Consider the following 15,525-nt stretch of genomic DNA (forward strand, 5'->3'; position numbering starts at 1 on the left):
TCAATTGTCACTGGCGCAGCCGATGCCTTGCACTTGGTAGTCCAGCACGTGTTCGCGGCCCTGGTGGTCCAGGTAGTCGAGGCGGGCAGGGACGATGCCGCATTGGCCATAGGTGTCGGTGCTCGACAGCACTTTGTCGACATCCAAGTGCACGAAGAAGCCGGTTTTGTCGTGAATCACGTTAGTGGCAGCTGTGGTGTCGGCGGCAAACGCGGAACCGGTAGCCAGCAAAGCGGCAAAACCCAGGATAAACAGTTTCATGGTAGTAGCTCTCTTTAAGGGTTGGCTGCCAGGTCCTGGCAGTGAGTTCACAGTAACCAGGCGCCCCAAACAGCCAACCAACAGGATCATGACAAGTTCGTAATGAATGGCTTAAGGCTGGCGACCGGACGCTTCGAGGATCAGGTCGGTGATTTCCTTGGCGTGGGACACCAGCGACAAGTGGCTTGATGGCAGCTCGATGGTGCTGGCGTTCATGCGCTTGGCGAGAAAGCGTTCCAGGTCCGGGTTGATGGTCTGGTCATTGCTCGACACCGCGTACCAGGACGGTTTGGTGTGCCACGCGGCGTTCACCGTACGGCCGCCGAACAGGGTCTTGGTGATCGGTTGTTGCACGGCGTACAACTCCAGGGCCTTGGCGCGCGGCACATCGGCGGCAAAGTACTTGAGGAAGGCATCCTGGCTCAGGGTGAGGTAGCCGTCGTGATCTTCCACGCCGGCACGCACCGGCATGGTCGGGTACTTGGCGGAAAGCGCGACGAAGTCTTCGTTGGCGTCCGGCGCACGGGCGGCCACGTACACCAGAGCGCTGACCTTCGGGTTCACCCCGGCGTCGCTGACCACGGTGCCAGCGTAGGAATGGCCGACCAGCACCGTAGGACCGTCCTGTTGGTCCAGCACACGATTGGTCGCGGCGACGTCATCGGCTACCGATGTCAGTGGGTTCTGCACAGCGGTGACGTGCAGGCCGGCGGCCTGAAGCCGGGTGATCACTTCGGACCAGCTTGAACCATCAGCCCAGGAACCGTGGACCAGCACAACGTTATTGGCTTTGACCGGTGCGACGGTGCCGGCCATGGCGGTGCCGGTGCCCAGCATCAGCAGGCTGGCGGCGATCAGGCAGAGTTTGCTTGCAGGTTTCATCGGGTGGACCCTTTTCATCTGTGGGAAGTGGCGTCAACCGCTGTGGGTGACTGACGACTCCACTGTATGAAGTGAGGGTGCTGACAAGACTTACAGCTTGATTACAAGGTTGTAATGCAAGCCCATGGGGATCGGTGCGCAGCGTTTACAAGTGGGAAGGGGATCCGTAGATTGCATCGGGGTCAGCATTTGTTACCGATCAAAAGGAAAGCCAAGCAGTGTCCATTTCAGGCCCCGCCGCATTTACCCAACGCTTCCGCGCCTTTCTATTCGACATGGACGGGACCTTGCTCAACTCCATCGCCGCTGCCGAGCGGGTGTGGAGTATCTGGGCTGAACGCCATGGCCTGGATGTGCCGGCCTTTCTGAGCACAATTCATGGCGCGCGGGCCATCGACACCATCACCCGTCAGGCGCTCCCGGGCGTCGACCCTGAGGTTGAAGCGCAGTGGATTACCGAGGCTGAGTTGAATGATGTCGAGGGTGTGGTTGCGATTCCCGGCGCGGTTGAATTCCTGAACCGGTTGCCCGGCAGTCAATGGGCGTTGGTGACGTCTGCACCCAAGGAGCTGGCATTACGCCGGTTGCAAGCGGCGGGTATTTCGCCGCCGCAGGTGCTGGTCACGGCCGAGGATGTCGCTATCGGCAAACCGGACCCCGCCTGTTATGTGCTGGGTGCACAACGCCTGGGTGTACGTGTGCAGGACTGCCTGGTGTTCGAGGATGCGACGGTGGGAATTCGGGCCGGGGAGGCGGCGGGAGCAGCGGTGGTGGTGGTGACCTCGACGCACCTGAAGCTCATGGCTACGGCACATGCATCGATCGATGGCTATGAGCAGCTGCAGGTCGAGCGCGATGATGACGGCCTGCTGAGTTTGCACCGCGTGGCGGACTGAAACGAAAAAGCCGAGCGCGTTACCGGTCTCGGCCTTCTTCCCTGGCGTCGTGATCGGGTGACGCTTGCTGTCGGTTACTGCGCATGCCCTGGCGGGACATCACCATTTCCCTGAGGATCTCATTGGCCAGCCGAGCAATCGCTTCGGCGCCGCGATAATGTGCGCGCACGATGCCGGTAATCGCGAAATGGTCGGTTTCGGGGCCGCTCAGGATGGCTGAAAGGGTGCCGTCAGCATGCAGCGTGCAGGTGATCTTGTAGCTGGGCAGACGGGCCGCCAGTGCAGATTCGATGTCGGATTTGCTGAGGGTATCCATCTGCTTACTGCCTTTCATTGATCGTGCACGCCCAAGCATAGATCTTGCTGTGAGGCTGTAAATACCGGCGATCAGATAGTGTATTGCCGCCCATTAACCCGCAGATTTGCGATGCGTAAGGTGACCGGCTCGCTGGCACATTTTGCGTTGGATGATTGTCTGTATGGGCTTGAGGCAGAACACAAACAGGTAACCGCACAACAGCAGCACCAGGTCCAGCCAGGAGGGCGCATCCCAGGCGGCGGCACCTTCAATTTCGTATCTCAAGCCATATTCCACGCCGGCAAACGCCAGCCCGATCAGCAGGGCGATCATCCAGGAATAGGCGACAAATTGTTGCATAGAGGTGCGCCTCATCGACGTACTCCTGAGTGCGCTCAGTTGTCGGCAGAATGGCTCACCCGTTTTGGCTGTGCACCACGCGACAAGTTCCGAATTATGAAGACAGTTTCATCTTGCGTGGAAGATGAAGAGAGCGACGCTCTGGACGCAAAAGAGCGAACAGGCCTAAAGGGTCTTCGCCAGCCGTTACAGTGAACGAAAAGGCTGGCTACTGAGGGCGCTTCAAGGAGTCTGGTTTTTGTCCGGAGCAGTCAGGCCGGCCTGGATGCGCTGGTAAATCTCCTCGCGATGCACGGCAACGTCCTTGGGTGCGTTGATGCCGATTCGTACTTGCTGGCCGCTAACGCCCAGAATGGTGATCGTGATGTCATCACCGATGTTTATGCTTTCACCGACTTTGCGGGTGAGTATAAGCATGGACTTCTCCTTGATTACTTTTAAGGACACATGTTTCAGACAGGGCAGATGTCGGATGTGTGTAGCTTACTGCTAAGCGCTTCCCTGTGACTGCCTCTTTTAGGACGCATAGAGGCGACATTAATTCCCATGACGGCATCATACAGGTCTGCGGTACATCATTCGCATTGTTTAAGCCAACGTTTATGACGGCCAGAATAGACAGTGAATGATAAAGTTGCCTCTTTATCCTTAAAGGAGCAGGGCAGTGCGTAAAGTAGCGATGGCAATGGCGGTGTTGGCATTGGCCGGTTGCGGTGAAGGCAAACCTGTCGAAGCGCCCAAGGCCAAGCCTGCCGTGACTGAAAGCCAGCCACAAACCGGTGCAATTGCCGCCCAGGAATGGGACGTGTGGGTTGGGCCGCCGGACCACAAGCTGCAGGCGATCACCGACCTGACCGCCTGGTTGCTGGAGCATGGTTTCAATTTTTATATCGTGAAGGAAGACGGCAAGGATCAAGTATTGCTGGGGCCGTTCGCCAGTAAGGCCGAAGCCGAAGCCAAGCAGGCGTTGTTGACCGAAAAACTGGCACGCGCCAAGAAAAACGATACCGAGTCGCAGGTCATCGTGCACAAGACTGCGCAGTAACCGGCAAGTTGGGCGGGTGTCCCGCCCAGTTTCAACCGCAGGCCTTAAGGTTTACCGGGCCGACAAACTCATTCCCGCGCCCCATCACGCACGCTACGGTCTGGTTGCGCTGGCGTTCCCAGGCTTGCACAGGGTAAGTCTTGTTCCAGGCTTCATACAGTTGCCGATCCTGTTTTGACAGGCGCAAGCCGTACTGTTTGCTCATATAGAAATACGTGCGGGCGATCATCCCGCGAATCGATGGGCGCGGCATGACCTTCTTGGCCTTGAAGTCCACCTGGGTCAGGCACGAACCGTACTGCCCACGTTGAACCGGCAGCCAGCCAAAACTGAAGTTGTTACGGTCACCATTGACCTCGCCGATACTCGGCACCAGGTTGTGCAGGTCTGCTTCGGCGCGCTTGAACACGTCGTCGTGGCGCGTACAGTTTTTGCGCCCGCCGTTCTGCCAGCATTGGCGCTGATGGCCGATCTGCCAGGCCGGAACGATGTGTTCCCATTCGATGCGTGCGGCACGACTGGCATTTTTGCGCGGGATGTAACCGCATGCTTTCAAGTTCACACGATTGCCGGTGTATTTGCAGCCGCAGTAAAACTCCGTGGATTGTGGGGCGTATAGCGTCCAGGCGACTTTCTTGGCTTCGCTGAAGGTTCGCGGTGCCTGGGCGTGGGCGGTGACGGAAAGCAGTAAACACATCACAGCGATAAAGCGGACACTCATTGAATCAGTCTTCCTTCGGCACAACCCAGAAAATTTGCACACCGCCGTCATCCCGATAGGCAAGGGTGACGTTGTCGTTTTCAGCAATTTCTTCCAGTAAGCGTGCCCATTCCTCTTCCGGCTCTTCCGGCAAACGGAAGATCAAGGCCGCCTTGGCTTTCTGAGCGTTGGTTGAATTGATGATTTTTTGCACGCGAACGGCCAGGCGTTGGTAGGCGTCAGGTGGGGTTGGCGCTGCGGAAGAAGACTTTGCCACGGAGCATTCCTTAGTTTGCTGTATGTGTATACAGTATTTAACTGTAAACAATTTCGCAACTGCTTAAAACTCAAGATGTTCGTGTAAAAGCGATTGAGGGAAAGGCAGGGGTTTGTAGCGAGGGTATTTGATGGGTGGTAGAGGCGGGTTAACCCGCCTCTACGCAGGTGTTACCAGGAATCAATATTCCCAGAACATCCGTTGCAGCTCTTTGCTGTCCTGGGTCTTGGTCAGCGCAACCATTGCCAGGATCCGTGCTTTCTGCGGGTTCAGGTCGTGGGCAGCGACCCAATCGTACTTGTCGTCAGGCTGTTCGGCGTTACGCAGCACGAAACCGCCGGCGTTCACGTGGGAAGAGCGAATGATCTGCACGCCTTGCTTGCGCAGTTCCTGCAGGGCAGGGACCACCTTGGACGACACCGAGCCATTACCGGTGCCGGCATGGATGATGGCTTTGGCGCCAGCCTGGGCCAGGGCCTTGACCGCGGTGTCGCTCACGTTGCCGTAACCGTAGGCAATTTCCACATCCGGCAGGCTTTTGATGGTCTTGATATCGAACTCGGAATCCATGGTGTGGCGCTTGGCAGGCAGGCGGAACCAGTAGGATTTGCCTTCAACCACCATGCCCAATGGCCCCCACGGGCTCTTGAACGCTTCGGTCTTGATGTTGATCATCTTGCTCACGTCGCGACCCGATTGGATCTCGTCGTTCATGGTGACCAACACGCCCTTGCCACGTGCGTCTTTGCTACCGGCTACGGCCACGGCGTTGTACAGGTTGAGCATGCCGTCCGCCGACATCGCGGTGCCTGGGCGCATGGAGCCGACGACCACGATGGGCTTGTCGGTTTTTTCCACCAGGTTCAGGAAGTAAGCGGTTTCTTCCAGGGTGTCGGTACCGTGGGTGATCACGATGCCGTCGACGTCTTTGCTGTCGGCCAGCTCAGCAACGCGGCGACCCAATTGCAGCAGGTTTTCGTTGTTGATGCTTTCGGAAGCAATTTGCATCACTTGCTCGCCGCGCACATTGGCGATCTGGCTAAGCTCAGGAACACCGGCAATCAATTGCTCGATACCGACTTTGGCCGCCTGGTAGGTGGCACTGTTGGCAGCGCTGGCGCCGGCACCGGCAATGGTGCCGCCGGTGGCGAGGATCACCACGTTGGAGAGTTTGGTCTTGGTTTCAGCTTCCTTTGCCTGGGCGGCAACGGGGAACAGCAGCAGTAGGGCGAGGGCGCCCGGAACAAAGGTTTTCAGTGCAGATTTCATTATTTTTCTCTCTGGTTTTTGATGAGTGCGGTAGCAGGTTCATCTAGAACACCCGGGCGGTTCTGAACGCCGCGTGGTGCTGAGAAAGAGCAGGATTTGTACCAAGCTGATTGTGTCTGGCCAGATAAATTAACGTCTTGATTTAAAACAACTTATGTTGAGTTTTTCGGCGGGTTGGAAACGCTTGCGTCCGGCTTTCCGAACGTCGAGGTAGTATTGCGTTCGGTTGTCCGAAAAGCAGATTGGAATATCGACCGGATGTGTATGACAAGCACATCGCTGCCTGTCGTTTTAGAGAACGACTGGAGGACAGCGATGTTTAATCTCGTCAACGCCCTGGCTTAAAAGACGGAGGGTGGAGGGCTTGGATGAAAGACGACGGTCACCCGTTGACAAATCTCGACAAGGTTCTCATAGTTTGAATAACGCAAACGTTTGCGAGATGTTTCACAGCGCGAGCGTTGCTCACAATAATCATAAGATCGGAGTGAACCCATGAAGCTGCCATTCGCTGGACGTCTTCTTGCTGTCGCTGTGCTTGCTGCCGCATCCGCTGCTCTACCTCTCTCTTCTGCCTTTGCTGATGACGCCGCCGCCAAACCCAAGGTCGGCCTGGTGATGAAGTCCCTTGCCAACGAATTTTTCGTGACCATGCAGGACGGCGCCAAGAAGTATCAGAAAGACCACTCTGCTGACTTCGACATGATCACCAACGGTATCAAGAACGAAACCGATACCAGCGCGCAGATCGACATCGTCAACCAGATGATCCTCGCCAAAGTAAACGCCATCGTGATCGCCCCTGCCGACTCCAAGGCACTGGTCACTGTGCTGAAAAAGGCCTCCGATGCCGGCATCAAGGTCGTCAACATCGACAACCGCCTTGACCCGGACGTGCTGAAAAGCAAAAACCTCGATATCCCGTTTGTAGGCCCGGACAACCGCAAAGGCTCCAAGCTGGTGGGTGACTACCTGGCCAAGCAACTGGCTGCGGGTGACAAGGTCGGCATCATCGAAGGTGTACCGACCACCACCAACGCCCAGCAGCGCACCGCAGGCTACAAGGATGCGATGGACGCCGCCGGTATGAAAATTGTCTCCACCCAATCGGGTAACTGGGAGATCGACCAGGGCCAGAAAGTCGCCTCCGCCATGTTGAGCGAATACCCGGACCTCAAGGCACTGCTGGCCGGTAACGACAACATGGCGCTGGGTGCTGTGTCTGCCGTACGTGCAGCTGGCAAGGCCGGCAAAGTGCTGGTTGTGGGCTACGACAACATCGAAGCCATCAAGCCGATGCTGCAGGACGGCCGCGTGTTGGCGACTGCCGACCAGGCTGCCGCCCAGCAAGCCGTGTTTGGTATCCAGAACGCGCTCAAGCTGGTCAAGGGTGAGAAAGTCGATGCCAAAGACGGCGTGATCGAAACCCCGGTCGAACTCGTCCTCAAGAAGTAATCCTGGCAGTACCCAACAGCGCCCGCTCGTCCTGAGCGGGCGCCTGGAGATTTTCCTATGTCATCTTCCGCCCCGAACGTTGTCCTCTCGGTCAGCGGTATCGGCAAGACCTATGCGCAACCGGTTCTGTCCGACATCACCCTGACGCTCAATCGCGGAGAAGTGCTGGCACTGACCGGTGAAAACGGCGCAGGTAAAAGCACCTTGTCGAAAATTATCGGCGGGCTGGTCACGCCGACCACCGGCAACATGCAGTTCAATGGTCAGGATTTCCGCCCCGGCAGCCGCACCCAGGCCGAAGAACTGGGCGTGCGCATGGTCATGCAGGAGCTAAACCTGCTGCCGACGCTGACCGTGGCTGAAAACCTGTTCCTAGACAACCTGCCCAGAAACTGCGGATGGATCAACCGCAAGGAACTGCGCAAAGCTGCGATCGAAGCCATGGCCCAAGTCGGCCTGGATGCGATCGACCCGGATACCCTGGTTGGTACCCTGGGCATCGGCCATCAACAAATGGTCGAAATCGCCCGTAACCTGATCGGCGACTGCCATGTGCTGATCCTCGACGAACCCACGGCCATGCTCACCGCCCGTGAAGTCGAGATGCTCTTTGAACAAATCACCCGCCTGCAGGCTCGGGGCGTGGCGATCATTTATATTTCGCACCGACTGGAAGAGCTGGCCCGTGTTGCCCAGCGCATTGCAGTGCTGCGCGACGGCAAACTGGTCTGCGTCGAGCCGATGGCCAACTACAACAGTGAGCAACTGGTGACCTTGATGGTCGGTCGCGAACTGGGTGAACAGATCGACCTGGGCCCGCGCACCATCGGCGGCCCGGCCCTGACGGTCAAAGGGCTGACGCGCTCGGACAAGGTCCGCGACGTGTCCTTTGAAGTACGCGCCGGTGAGATCTACGGCATCTCAGGCCTGATCGGCGCCGGTCGCACTGAACTGCTGCGCCTGATCTTCGGCGCGGACCTGGCAGACAGCGGCACCGTCGCCCTGGGCTCGCCAGCCAAGGTCGTGAGCATTCGTTCGCCGGTCGACGCGGTGGGCCACGGCATCGCCCTGATCACCGAGGACCGCAAAGGCGAAGGCCTGCTGCTGACCCAATCGATCAGCGCCAATATTGCCTTGGGTAACATGCCGGAAATCTCCGGCGGCGGTGTGGTGAACAGCCGTGACGAAACCGCGTTGGCCAAGCGCCAGATCGACGCCATGCGCATTCGCAGTTCCAGCCCGGCGCAATTAGTCTCGGAGCTGTCGGGCGGCAACCAGCAAAAGGTCGTGATCGGCCGTTGGCTGGAGCGCGATTGCGCGGTGATGCTGTTCGATGAGCCGACGCGCGGCATCGACGTCGGCGCCAAGTTCGATATCTATGCCTTGCTCGGCGAATTGACGCGCCAGGGCAAAGCGCTGGTGGTGGTGTCCAGCGACCTGCGAGAGCTGATGCTGATCTGTGACCGCATCGGCGTGCTCTCCGCCGGGCGCCTGATCGAAACCTTCGAGCGCGACAGTTGGACCCAGGACGAATTGCTCGCCGCCGCCTTTGCCGGCTATCAAAAACGTGATGCGCTGCTCAACGACGCAGCGCTTAGGGATACCCCATGAAAACCACTACTTCCCCGGGTAAAACCGGCGGTAACTTCTACGGCCTGGGCACCTACTTGGGCCTGGCCGGTGCCTTGCTGGCGATGATTGCGCTGTTCTCGGTGCTGAGCGATCACTTCCTGTCCTATGACACTTTCAGCACCCTGGCCAACCAGATCCCGGACCTGATGGTGCTGGCGGTGGGCATGACCTTTATCCTGATCATCGGCGGCATCGACCTGTCGGTGGGCTCGGTGCTGGCACTGGCCGCGTCGGCCGTCAGTGTGGCGATTCTCGGCTGGGGCTGGAGCGTGCTGCCGGCCGCCGTGCTCGGCATGGGCTGCGCGGCGTTGGCCGGCACCATCACCGGTTCGATCACCGTGGCTTGGCGTATCCCGTCGTTTATCGTGTCCCTCGGCGTGCTGGAAATGGCTCGCGGCGTGGCTTACCAAATGACCGGTTCGCGCACCGCCTATATCGGTGACTCGTTTGCCTGGCTGTCGAACCCGGTGGCCTTCGGGATTTCACCCTCGTTCATCATTGCCTTGCTGGTGATCATCGCCGCTCAGCTGGTGTTGACCCGTACGGTGTTTGGTCGCTACCTGATCGGTATCGGCACTAACGAAGAAGCCGTGCGCCTGGCCGGCATCAACCCCAAGCCTTACAAGATCCTGGTGTTCAGCCTGATGGGCTTGCTGGCGGGCGTGGCGGCTCTGTTCCAGATCTCGCGCCTGGAAGCGGCGGACCCGAACGCGGGCTCCGGCCTGGAACTGCAGGTGATTGCGGCGGTAGTGATCGGCGGCACCAGCCTGATGGGCGGGCGCGGCTCGGTTATCAGTACCTTCTTCGGTGTGTTGATTATTTCGGTACTGGCCGCAGGCCTGGCGCAGATCGGTGCCACCGAACCCACCAAGCGCATCATTACCGGTGCCGTAATCGTGATTGCCGTGGTCCTCGACACCTACCGCAGCCAGCGCGCCAGTCGGCGGGGCTAAACCATGGCAACGATCAAGGATGTGGCAGCGCTTGCGGGTATTTCCTACACCACCGTGTCCCATGTGGTGAACAAGACACGGCCGGTCAGTGAACCTGTGCGGATCAAGGTTGAGGCGGCAATCAAGCAGCTCGACTACGTGCCGAGTGCGGTAGCGCGTTCGCTCAAGGCCAAGACTACCGCCACCATCGGCCTGCTGGTGCCCAACAGCCTCAACCCGTATTTTGCCGAGTTGGCCCGCGGGATCGAGGATTACTGCGAGCGAAATGGCTACTGCGTGATTCTCTGCAACTCCGACGATAACGCTGAGAAGCAGCGCAGTTACTTGCGTGTGTTGCTGGAGAAGCGCATCGACGGCTTGATCGTCACGTCCGTAGGTGGCGACGACAGCGGCCTGGCTGCCGGCTTGAGCGCGGTACGCACGCCCATGGTGATTGTCGACCGTGCGTTGGACGGCATCGATGTCGACCTGGTGCGCATCGATCACGAGGAGGGCGCCTACCTGGCGACCCGGCACTTGCTTGAACTCGGTCATCGCGACATCGCCTGTATTGGTGGGCCGGGCCACACTCGCGTGGCGCAAATGCGATTGGCGGGCTACCACCGCGCGCTGCGAGAGGCGGGCGTTGAGGTGGCGGCTGGGCGCACGCGGGAAAGTGACTTCACCAGTACGGGCGGTTATGCCGCAGCGGTGCAACTGCTGTCGGACAACCCGCCCAGCGCGATTTTCGCCAGCAACGACATGATTGGTTTCGGCGTATTGCGTGCTGCGGCCGAGCGCAATATTCGCGTGCCCGGCGAGCTGTCGGTGATTGGCTTCGATGATATTCAAATGGGCCGTTACGTGTACCCGGCGCTGACAACGGTCGGCCAGTCGATCGTGCAGTTGGGCGAGACGGCGGCCGAGCTTTTACTGCGACGAATTGCAACACCCCAACTGCCGATCGATCAACGCATCGTGACGCCGAGTATTGTTTTGCGTGAGTCGACGGCGCCGTTTGCCGGTGTGTTCGCCCAATACCGCTGAACCGAATTGATGAGTACTGATGTATGCCAGCAAAAGTAGTGGTAATAGGCAGCTTGAACATGGACCTGGTCACCCGCGCCAGTCGCTTGCCGCGCGCCGGTGAAACCCTGATCGGCCAGACGTTCTCGACCGTCCCCGGCGGCAAGGGCGCCAACCAGGCCGTGGCCTCGGCGCGTCTTGGGGCGGATGTGGCGATGATCGGCTGCGTCGGCAACGACGCCTATGGCACTCAACTGCGCGATGCGTTGTTGGTTGAAGGCATTGATTGCCAGGCCGTCAGCACCGTGGACGGCTCCAGCGGCGTGGCGTTGATTGTGGTGGATGACAGCAGCCAGAATGCGATTGTGATCGTGGCCGGCAGCAACGGTGAGCTGACGCCCGCTTCGTTGCAAACGGCTGATTCAGTGTTGCAGGGCGCCGAGGTTATCGTCTGCCAGCTGGAAACGCCGATGGACACCGTAGGCCATGCCCTGAAACGCGGTCGTGAGCTGGGCAAGACGGTGATCCTCAACCCGGCGCCCGCCAGCGGCCCATTGCCGGTGGAGTGGTTCGCTTCGATTGATTACCTGATTCCCAACGAAAGTGAAGCCCATGCCTTGACCGGCGTGACCGTCGATTCCATCGACAGCGCCAAGGTCGCCGCGACGCAACTGATCAAGGCGGGCGCCGGCAAAGTCATCATTACCCTTGGCGCCCAGGGCGCGCTGTTTGCCGACGGCCAAGGCTTTGAGCACTTGGTAGCGCCCAAGGTCAAGGCGGTGGACACCACTGCCGCGGGTGACACCTTCGTCGGAGGTTTCGCCGCCGCGCTCGCCAATGGCAAGAGCGAAGCCGAGGCGATCCGCTTTGGCCAGGTAGCCGCTGCGTTGTCAGTGACCCGCGCCGGTGCGCAACCCTCTATTCCTACGCTGCACGACGTTCAAGGTTTTGTGCCCTCATGAAAAAGACACCTTTGCTCAATATCGCCCTGTCGCGCGTGATCGCCTCCCTTGGCCATGGCGACATCCTGGTCATCGGCGATGCCGGCCTGCCGGTGCCGCCCGGCGTCGAGTTGATTGACCTGGCGCTGACCCAGGGCATTCCCGATTTCATCAGCACCCTGCGCATCGTGCTCAGTGAAATGCAGGTGGGAAGCCATGTATTGGCCGAAGAAATCCTGCTCAAGCAGCCACCTGCGCTCTCTGAACTCAACAGCCTGACCGAACAGGCCGCACTCGGCGAACGACGCCTGGTCAGTCACGAAGAATTCAAACAATTGAGCCGCAAGGCCCGCGCCGTGGTGCGCACGGGTGAATGCCAGCCTTATTGCAATATCGCGCTGGTGTCCGGCGTAACCTTCTAGAGTTCCCTACGACAAGGAGTGTTTCATGCAACGTAGTCTCCCATCCCTGAAAAACCTGTTTCGGAGTGTCCTGCTTTTGTCCGCACTCACCGCAGCCAGCGCCCACGCGGCGGAAAAAATTGACCTGATCATCGACACCGACCCAGGCGCTGATGATGTAGTGGCCTTGCTGTTTGCCATGGCCTCGCCGCAGGAATTGAATATTCGCGCACTGACCACCGTCGCCGGCAATGTGCGCCTCGACAAAACCTCGCGCAACGCGCGCCTGGCCCGCGAGTGGGCAGGGCGCGAAGACATTCCGGTGTATGCCGGTTCGCCAAAGCCGCTGCTGCGCACGCCGATCTACGCTGAGAATATCCACGGTAAGGAAGGTATTTCCGGCGTTGCCGTGCACGAGCCGAAAAAAGGCTTGGCCGAAGGCAATGCCGTTGACTACCTGATCAAGACCCTCAGCACCGCCAAGCCACATAGCATCACCATCGCCATGCTTGGCCCGCAGACCAACCTGGCACTGGCGCTGACCCAGGCGCCGGAAATCACCCAAGGCATCAAGGAAGTGGTGGTGATGGGTGGGGCGCACTTCAACGGCGGCAACATCACGCCGGTGGCCGAGTTCAACCTGTTCGCCGACCCGGCGGCCGCCGAAATCGTGCTCAAAAGCGGGGTCAAGCTGACCTATCTGCCACTGGACGTAACCCATAAGGTACTGACCAGTGACGCGCGCCTGAAACAGATTGCCGACATCAAGAACAACGCCAGCAAAATCGTTGGCGATATTCTCAACGAATACGTCAAAGGCGACATGGAGCACTACGGCATTCCAGGCGGCCCGGTCCACGATGCCACGGTTATTGCCTACCTGCTCAAGCCTGAGTTGTTCAGCGGCCGTGAAGTCAACGTGGTAGTCGACAGCCGTGAAGGCCCTACCTTCGGCCAGACCGTCGTCGATTGGTACGACGGCCTGAAGCAACCGAAGAACGCCTTTTGGGTTGAAAATGGCAATGCCCAGGGCTTCTTCGATCTGCTGACCGAACGCCTGGCGCGTCTGAAGTAATAAGATTGCCGGTCGGCGTTCGCCGGCCGGTTCTTACGCGCGCTCGGGGTCGTGAGCGCCCATATGATCGGCCGGGTATTTCTCGAATATCTTGCCGATGAAAGTCTTCGCGGCTTGCGTGCCCAGTTCCTTGACCAGCAGGTCGATTCCGATGATTGCCAATTCCTCCGGGCTTCCGGGGCTGTAGGAACTTTGTCCTTGGGGCCACTTGGCTTTGATGTCGGCTTGGAGGGTCACAGTGGTCATGGGGGGCTCACGGTTGAAAGTACTGGGCAGTGCGCTAAAACGCGGTTCTTACCAGCGCAGTTAACCATTTTTGGCTGGGGTTTGGCACTGCTACTTAGGCATGAGGCATGCGCTGTGCGACACTGTGCCCCTGTCTAATTGCCGGGGAACACCAGGTGCAGATCGATTTGAACAACCCCGATAACCTGACGCTGGAGGCTGTTCGCCAGCTGCTGGCCAGTGCCAGTGACGACGAACACACTCAGTTGCGGGTGACCAAAGCCGGTATCGCCTATATCTCTTCTGGCAGGGCAGTAGGCGGTGTGGATATCGATGGTCTGCTGTTTCGCCTCGAAACCTGGGCCAAAGGCTCCGGTTACGTCGGTAACGTCGCGGCCAGTGATGAAGTCTGGGTCACGCAAATCTACAACGCGCTGAAGCAAAACTGGCCAACGCCGCCGTTTGACTACATCGACATCTACTGAGTGTGTTCATATCTGGTCACGATTGACTGGGCGAATGCTTGCCCTGAGTCAGGCAGACTTGCCTGCGGGCGATTTACGTCTTGAAACCAATCCGCCGGATCGCTGTCGCACGATCTCTGTTCATTTTTATCATAGGAGGCTTCATGCCTTGGAAGCTCGCTTCATTCGGTACTTTGTTGGCAGCACTCGCGTTGGCGGGTTGCAGCACCCCAGGTGCCTCTGAGCCAGCCAAAGACGCTGCCGTGGCTGATGCCGGTCATAGTCGCTGTGAGTCAAAAGCCGCCGACTTCGCGATTGGCCAGAAAGCCTCACCTCAATTGCTGGAGCAGGCGCGTACCCGTGCCGGTGCGCAGAACGCGCGGATCCTCAAGCCTAACGACATGATCACCCTGGAATACCGCTCCGACCGCCTGAACCTGAACACCGATGACAACCTGGTGATCACGCGGGTCAACTGCGGCTGATAACCCGGCGGCTTTTGTAGCGCGCACAAAAAACCCCGTCACATGGACGGGGTTTTTTTTAGCTCAGCGGAGAATTACTCGCCGCGAACCTGTGCAGCTTGCATACCCTTTTGGCCTTTCTCAGCCACGAAGGAAACGGTTTGGCCTTCTTTCAGGCTTTTGAAACCGTCGCTTTCGATAGCTTTGAAGTGTACGAACAGGTCGTCACCGCCACCTTGAGGAGTGATGAAGCCGAAGCCTTTTTCATCGTTGAACCATTTAACGGTGCCGGTTTGGCGATTAGACATGGTGTATCTCCAAGAAACATATATTTTCAGTAGTGCTGTGCTGCTCAGGCCAACTGGGCACACAGGGCTATCATAGTCGAAATGTTCGACTTGGGAGCCCCCCCAAGGCATTGTTTGCTAATCAATAGCGTTGCGTTTAGTGCTTTGGTCGGCTGAAAGCCCCGATCTACGGGGCTTCGGCGCGAAATATCAGATGTTAAAAAAAGCCGTAAAAGCTGCGTAATTTGTGAGAAATGGCAGTTTTCAGGCATTTATTTCAGCAAAACGGCCGTCTGATCAGTGGTCGATCTTACTTTTTCTTCACGACTTTGCAGGACGAAATGGCCGCGACAGCTTTGTTCTTGAGCACAGGATCGGCGTTCTGGTTGGTCATGAGTTCTTTGATTTCTGCAGTGCTCAATTCGGCGTTGATCTTGTCGGCGCCGCATTCGCAATGGTCTTTGGCGGTCTTGGCGTCAACGCTCTGCTGGGCTGCCGCGCTGCAATCTTTGACGAAGCTGTCGCGTGCACCGGCTGGCCAGTTGGAAGGGGCGGCTGCCTGAGCGCCGAGAGACAGTAAAGCCAGGGAAGCGGCGAGAGCGAGGGTCGAGGTGAAACGCATCATGTGGATGCTC

The 15,525-nt window shown here is 58.6% G+C and carries 22 protein-coding genes; 11 read left to right on the forward strand and 11 right to left on the reverse strand.

Annotated elements, in window-relative coordinates; genetic code table 11:
* Entirely contained in the window at positions 1–261 is a 261-nt protein-coding gene (locus HX783_RS16305) for a DUF2790 domain-containing protein (protein WP_159958154.1), read from the reverse strand.
* A gap of 111 nt (positions 262–372) precedes the next feature.
* Positions 373–1,143, reverse strand: a complete 771-nt coding sequence (locus HX783_RS16310; RefSeq protein WP_177017541.1) for an alpha/beta fold hydrolase — start codon at positions 1,141–1,143, stop codon at positions 373–375.
* A gap of 218 nt (positions 1,144–1,361) precedes the next feature.
* Between HX783_RS16310 and HX783_RS16315 the strand changes: the two genes are divergently transcribed.
* Positions 1,362–2,039 carry an HAD-IA family hydrolase gene (locus HX783_RS16315; protein WP_177017542.1) on the forward strand — a complete coding sequence of 226 codons (678 nt, stop codon included), beginning with the start codon at positions 1,362–1,364 and terminating at the stop codon, positions 2,037–2,039.
* Positions 2,040–2,058: 19 nt separating this feature from the next.
* Here the strand turns inward: HX783_RS16315 and HX783_RS16320 are convergent, their stop codons facing one another.
* From HX783_RS16320 to csrA, 3 genes are all read right to left on the reverse strand, one after another.
* Entirely contained in the window at positions 2,059–2,355 is a 297-nt protein-coding gene (locus HX783_RS16320) for a hypothetical protein (RefSeq protein WP_177017543.1), read from the reverse strand.
* 93 nt (positions 2,356–2,448) lie between these two features.
* On the reverse strand, positions 2,449–2,712 hold the full coding sequence (locus HX783_RS16325; protein WP_177017544.1) for a hypothetical protein: 264 nt from the start codon (positions 2,710–2,712) through the stop codon (positions 2,449–2,451).
* Positions 2,713–2,919: 207 nt separating this feature from the next.
* Complete coding sequence (csrA, locus tag HX783_RS16330; RefSeq protein WP_003192511.1) at positions 2,920–3,114, reverse strand: carbon storage regulator CsrA; 195 nt, start codon at positions 3,112–3,114, stop codon at positions 2,920–2,922.
* Between the two features lie 262 nt (positions 3,115–3,376).
* Here csrA and HX783_RS16335 point away from each other — a divergent pair, with 262 nt between their 5' ends.
* Complete coding sequence (locus HX783_RS16335) at positions 3,377–3,742, forward strand: SPOR domain-containing protein (RefSeq protein ID WP_177017585.1); 366 nt, start codon at positions 3,377–3,379, stop codon at positions 3,740–3,742.
* A 31-nt stretch (positions 3,743–3,773) separates the two neighbouring features.
* Here the strand turns inward: HX783_RS16335 and HX783_RS16340 are convergent, their stop codons facing one another.
* The 3 genes from HX783_RS16340 to HX783_RS16350 all read right to left on the reverse strand — a co-directional run bounded on the left by HX783_RS16340 (position 3,774) and on the right by HX783_RS16350 (position 5,988).
* On the reverse strand, positions 3,774–4,463 hold the full coding sequence (locus tag HX783_RS16340; RefSeq protein ID WP_177017545.1) for an endonuclease: 690 nt from the start codon (positions 4,461–4,463) through the stop codon (positions 3,774–3,776).
* A gap of 4 nt (positions 4,464–4,467) precedes the next feature.
* The gene (locus tag HX783_RS16345) at positions 4,468–4,719 is read right to left on the reverse strand and encodes a DUF1654 domain-containing protein (protein WP_159958072.1); all 252 of its coding nucleotides are present in this window, start codon (positions 4,717–4,719) and stop codon (positions 4,468–4,470) included.
* Positions 4,720–4,899: 180 nt separating this feature from the next.
* The gene (locus HX783_RS16350) at positions 4,900–5,988 is read right to left on the reverse strand and encodes an asparaginase (protein ID WP_159958070.1); all 1,089 of its coding nucleotides are present in this window, start codon (positions 5,986–5,988) and stop codon (positions 4,900–4,902) included.
* A 495-nt stretch (positions 5,989–6,483) separates the two neighbouring features.
* On the opposite strand from HX783_RS16350, the gene HX783_RS16355 reads away from it, so the two are divergent.
* Genes HX783_RS16355 through HX783_RS16385 form a run of 7 tightly spaced genes read left to right on the forward strand, consistent with a single transcriptional unit; the run spans position 6,484 to position 13,450 of the window.
* Positions 6,484–7,443, forward strand: a complete 960-nt coding sequence (locus HX783_RS16355) for a sugar ABC transporter substrate-binding protein (RefSeq protein WP_159958068.1) — start codon at positions 6,484–6,486, stop codon at positions 7,441–7,443.
* A gap of 57 nt (positions 7,444–7,500) precedes the next feature.
* Positions 7,501–9,054: a sugar ABC transporter ATP-binding protein gene (locus HX783_RS16360; protein ID WP_177017546.1), complete on the forward strand. Its 1,554-nt coding sequence runs from the start codon at positions 7,501–7,503 to the stop codon at positions 9,052–9,054.
* Positions 9,051–10,028 carry an ABC transporter permease gene (locus tag HX783_RS16365; protein WP_176998751.1) on the forward strand — a complete coding sequence of 326 codons (978 nt, stop codon included), beginning with the start codon at positions 9,051–9,053 and terminating at the stop codon, positions 10,026–10,028. The genes HX783_RS16360 and HX783_RS16365 overlap by 4 nt, the downstream gene beginning before the upstream one ends.
* 3 nt (positions 10,029–10,031) lie before the next feature.
* Positions 10,032–11,054, forward strand: coding sequence for a LacI family DNA-binding transcriptional regulator (locus HX783_RS16370; protein ID WP_159958062.1), 1,023 nt, complete (start codon positions 10,032–10,034; stop codon positions 11,052–11,054).
* A 23-nt stretch (positions 11,055–11,077) separates the two neighbouring features.
* Positions 11,078–11,995, forward strand: coding sequence for a ribokinase (gene rbsK, locus HX783_RS16375; protein ID WP_177017547.1), 918 nt, complete (start codon positions 11,078–11,080; stop codon positions 11,993–11,995).
* Positions 11,992–12,396 carry a D-ribose pyranase gene (gene rbsD / locus HX783_RS16380; RefSeq protein ID WP_177017548.1) on the forward strand — a complete coding sequence of 135 codons (405 nt, stop codon included), beginning with the start codon at positions 11,992–11,994 and terminating at the stop codon, positions 12,394–12,396. Before rbsK ends, rbsD begins: the two co-directional genes overlap by 4 nt.
* A gap of 25 nt (positions 12,397–12,421) precedes the next feature.
* A complete protein-coding gene (locus HX783_RS16385) occupies positions 12,422–13,450 on the forward strand; it encodes a nucleoside hydrolase (protein ID WP_177017549.1) in 1,029 nt (342 codons plus the stop codon).
* 33 nt (positions 13,451–13,483) lie between these two features.
* Here the strand turns inward: HX783_RS16385 and HX783_RS16390 are convergent, their stop codons facing one another.
* The gene (locus HX783_RS16390) at positions 13,484–13,696 is read right to left on the reverse strand and encodes a hypothetical protein (RefSeq protein ID WP_177017550.1); all 213 of its coding nucleotides are present in this window, start codon (positions 13,694–13,696) and stop codon (positions 13,484–13,486) included.
* 155 nt (positions 13,697–13,851) lie between these two features.
* On the opposite strand from HX783_RS16390, the gene HX783_RS16395 reads away from it, so the two are divergent.
* Both HX783_RS16395 and HX783_RS16400 read left to right on the forward strand, forming a co-directional pair.
* The gene (locus tag HX783_RS16395; RefSeq protein WP_177017551.1) at positions 13,852–14,160 is read left to right on the forward strand and encodes a hypothetical protein; all 309 of its coding nucleotides are present in this window, start codon (positions 13,852–13,854) and stop codon (positions 14,158–14,160) included.
* A 143-nt stretch (positions 14,161–14,303) separates the two neighbouring features.
* Positions 14,304–14,624 carry an I78 family peptidase inhibitor gene (locus HX783_RS16400; RefSeq protein ID WP_159958050.1) on the forward strand — a complete coding sequence of 107 codons (321 nt, stop codon included), beginning with the start codon at positions 14,304–14,306 and terminating at the stop codon, positions 14,622–14,624.
* Positions 14,625–14,698: 74 nt separating this feature from the next.
* On the opposite strand, the gene HX783_RS16405 is transcribed toward HX783_RS16400, so the two are convergent.
* Positions 14,699–14,911, reverse strand: a complete 213-nt coding sequence (locus HX783_RS16405; RefSeq protein WP_003234260.1) for a cold-shock protein — start codon at positions 14,909–14,911, stop codon at positions 14,699–14,701.
* A gap of 289 nt (positions 14,912–15,200) precedes the next feature.
* Positions 15,201–15,515, reverse strand: a complete 315-nt coding sequence (locus tag HX783_RS16410; protein WP_177017552.1) for a hypothetical protein — start codon at positions 15,513–15,515, stop codon at positions 15,201–15,203.
* Positions 15,516–15,525: the final 10 nt, after the last annotated feature.

Source organism: Pseudomonas sp. D2002 (genome assembly GCF_013385735.1).
Taxonomy (GTDB): Bacteria; Pseudomonadota; Gammaproteobacteria; order Pseudomonadales; family Pseudomonadaceae; genus Aquipseudomonas.

What these genes read in the sequence shown, in the direction of transcription:
- HX783_RS16305 (WP_159958154.1), bottom strand. Translation starts at nt 261, where the DNA reads ATGAAACTGTTTATCCTGGGTTTTGCCGCTTTGCTGGCTACCGGTTCC.
- HX783_RS16310 (WP_177017541.1), bottom strand. Translation starts at nt 1,143, where the DNA reads ATGAAACCTGCAAGCAAACTCTGCCTGATCGCCGCCAGCCTGCTGATG.
- HX783_RS16320 (WP_177017543.1), bottom strand. Translation starts at nt 2,355, where the DNA reads ATGGATACCCTCAGCAAATCCGACATCGAATCTGCACTGGCGGCCCGT.
- HX783_RS16325 (WP_177017544.1), bottom strand. Translation starts at nt 2,712, where the DNA reads ATGAGGCGCACCTCTATGCAACAATTTGTCGCCTATTCCTGGATGATC.
- csrA (WP_003192511.1), bottom strand. Translation starts at nt 3,114, where the DNA reads ATGCTTATACTCACCCGCAAAGTCGGTGAAAGCATAAACATCGGTGAT.
- HX783_RS16335 (WP_177017585.1), top strand. Translation starts at nt 3,377, where the DNA reads ATGGCAATGGCGGTGTTGGCATTGGCCGGTTGCGGTGAAGGCAAACCT.
- HX783_RS16340 (WP_177017545.1), bottom strand. Translation starts at nt 4,463, where the DNA reads ATGAGTGTCCGCTTTATCGCTGTGATGTGTTTACTGCTTTCCGTCACC.
- HX783_RS16350 (WP_159958070.1), bottom strand. Translation starts at nt 5,988, where the DNA reads ATGAAATCTGCACTGAAAACCTTTGTTCCGGGCGCCCTCGCCCTACTG.
- HX783_RS16355 (WP_159958068.1), top strand. Translation starts at nt 6,484, where the DNA reads ATGAAGCTGCCATTCGCTGGACGTCTTCTTGCTGTCGCTGTGCTTGCT.
- HX783_RS16360 (WP_177017546.1), top strand. Translation starts at nt 7,501, where the DNA reads ATGTCATCTTCCGCCCCGAACGTTGTCCTCTCGGTCAGCGGTATCGGC.
- HX783_RS16365 (WP_176998751.1), top strand. Translation starts at nt 9,051, where the DNA reads ATGAAAACCACTACTTCCCCGGGTAAAACCGGCGGTAACTTCTACGGC.
- HX783_RS16370 (WP_159958062.1), top strand. Translation starts at nt 10,032, where the DNA reads ATGGCAACGATCAAGGATGTGGCAGCGCTTGCGGGTATTTCCTACACC.
- rbsK (WP_177017547.1), top strand. Translation starts at nt 11,078, where the DNA reads ATGCCAGCAAAAGTAGTGGTAATAGGCAGCTTGAACATGGACCTGGTC.
- rbsD (WP_177017548.1), top strand. Translation starts at nt 11,992, where the DNA reads ATGAAAAAGACACCTTTGCTCAATATCGCCCTGTCGCGCGTGATCGCC.
- HX783_RS16385 (WP_177017549.1), top strand. Translation starts at nt 12,422, where the DNA reads ATGCAACGTAGTCTCCCATCCCTGAAAAACCTGTTTCGGAGTGTCCTG.
- HX783_RS16390 (WP_177017550.1), bottom strand. Translation starts at nt 13,696, where the DNA reads ATGACCACTGTGACCCTCCAAGCCGACATCAAAGCCAAGTGGCCCCAA.
- HX783_RS16400 (WP_159958050.1), top strand. Translation starts at nt 14,304, where the DNA reads ATGCCTTGGAAGCTCGCTTCATTCGGTACTTTGTTGGCAGCACTCGCG.
- HX783_RS16405 (WP_003234260.1), bottom strand. Translation starts at nt 14,911, where the DNA reads ATGTCTAATCGCCAAACCGGCACCGTTAAATGGTTCAACGATGAAAAA.
- HX783_RS16410 (WP_177017552.1), bottom strand. Translation starts at nt 15,515, where the DNA reads ATGATGCGTTTCACCTCGACCCTCGCTCTCGCCGCTTCCCTGGCTTTA.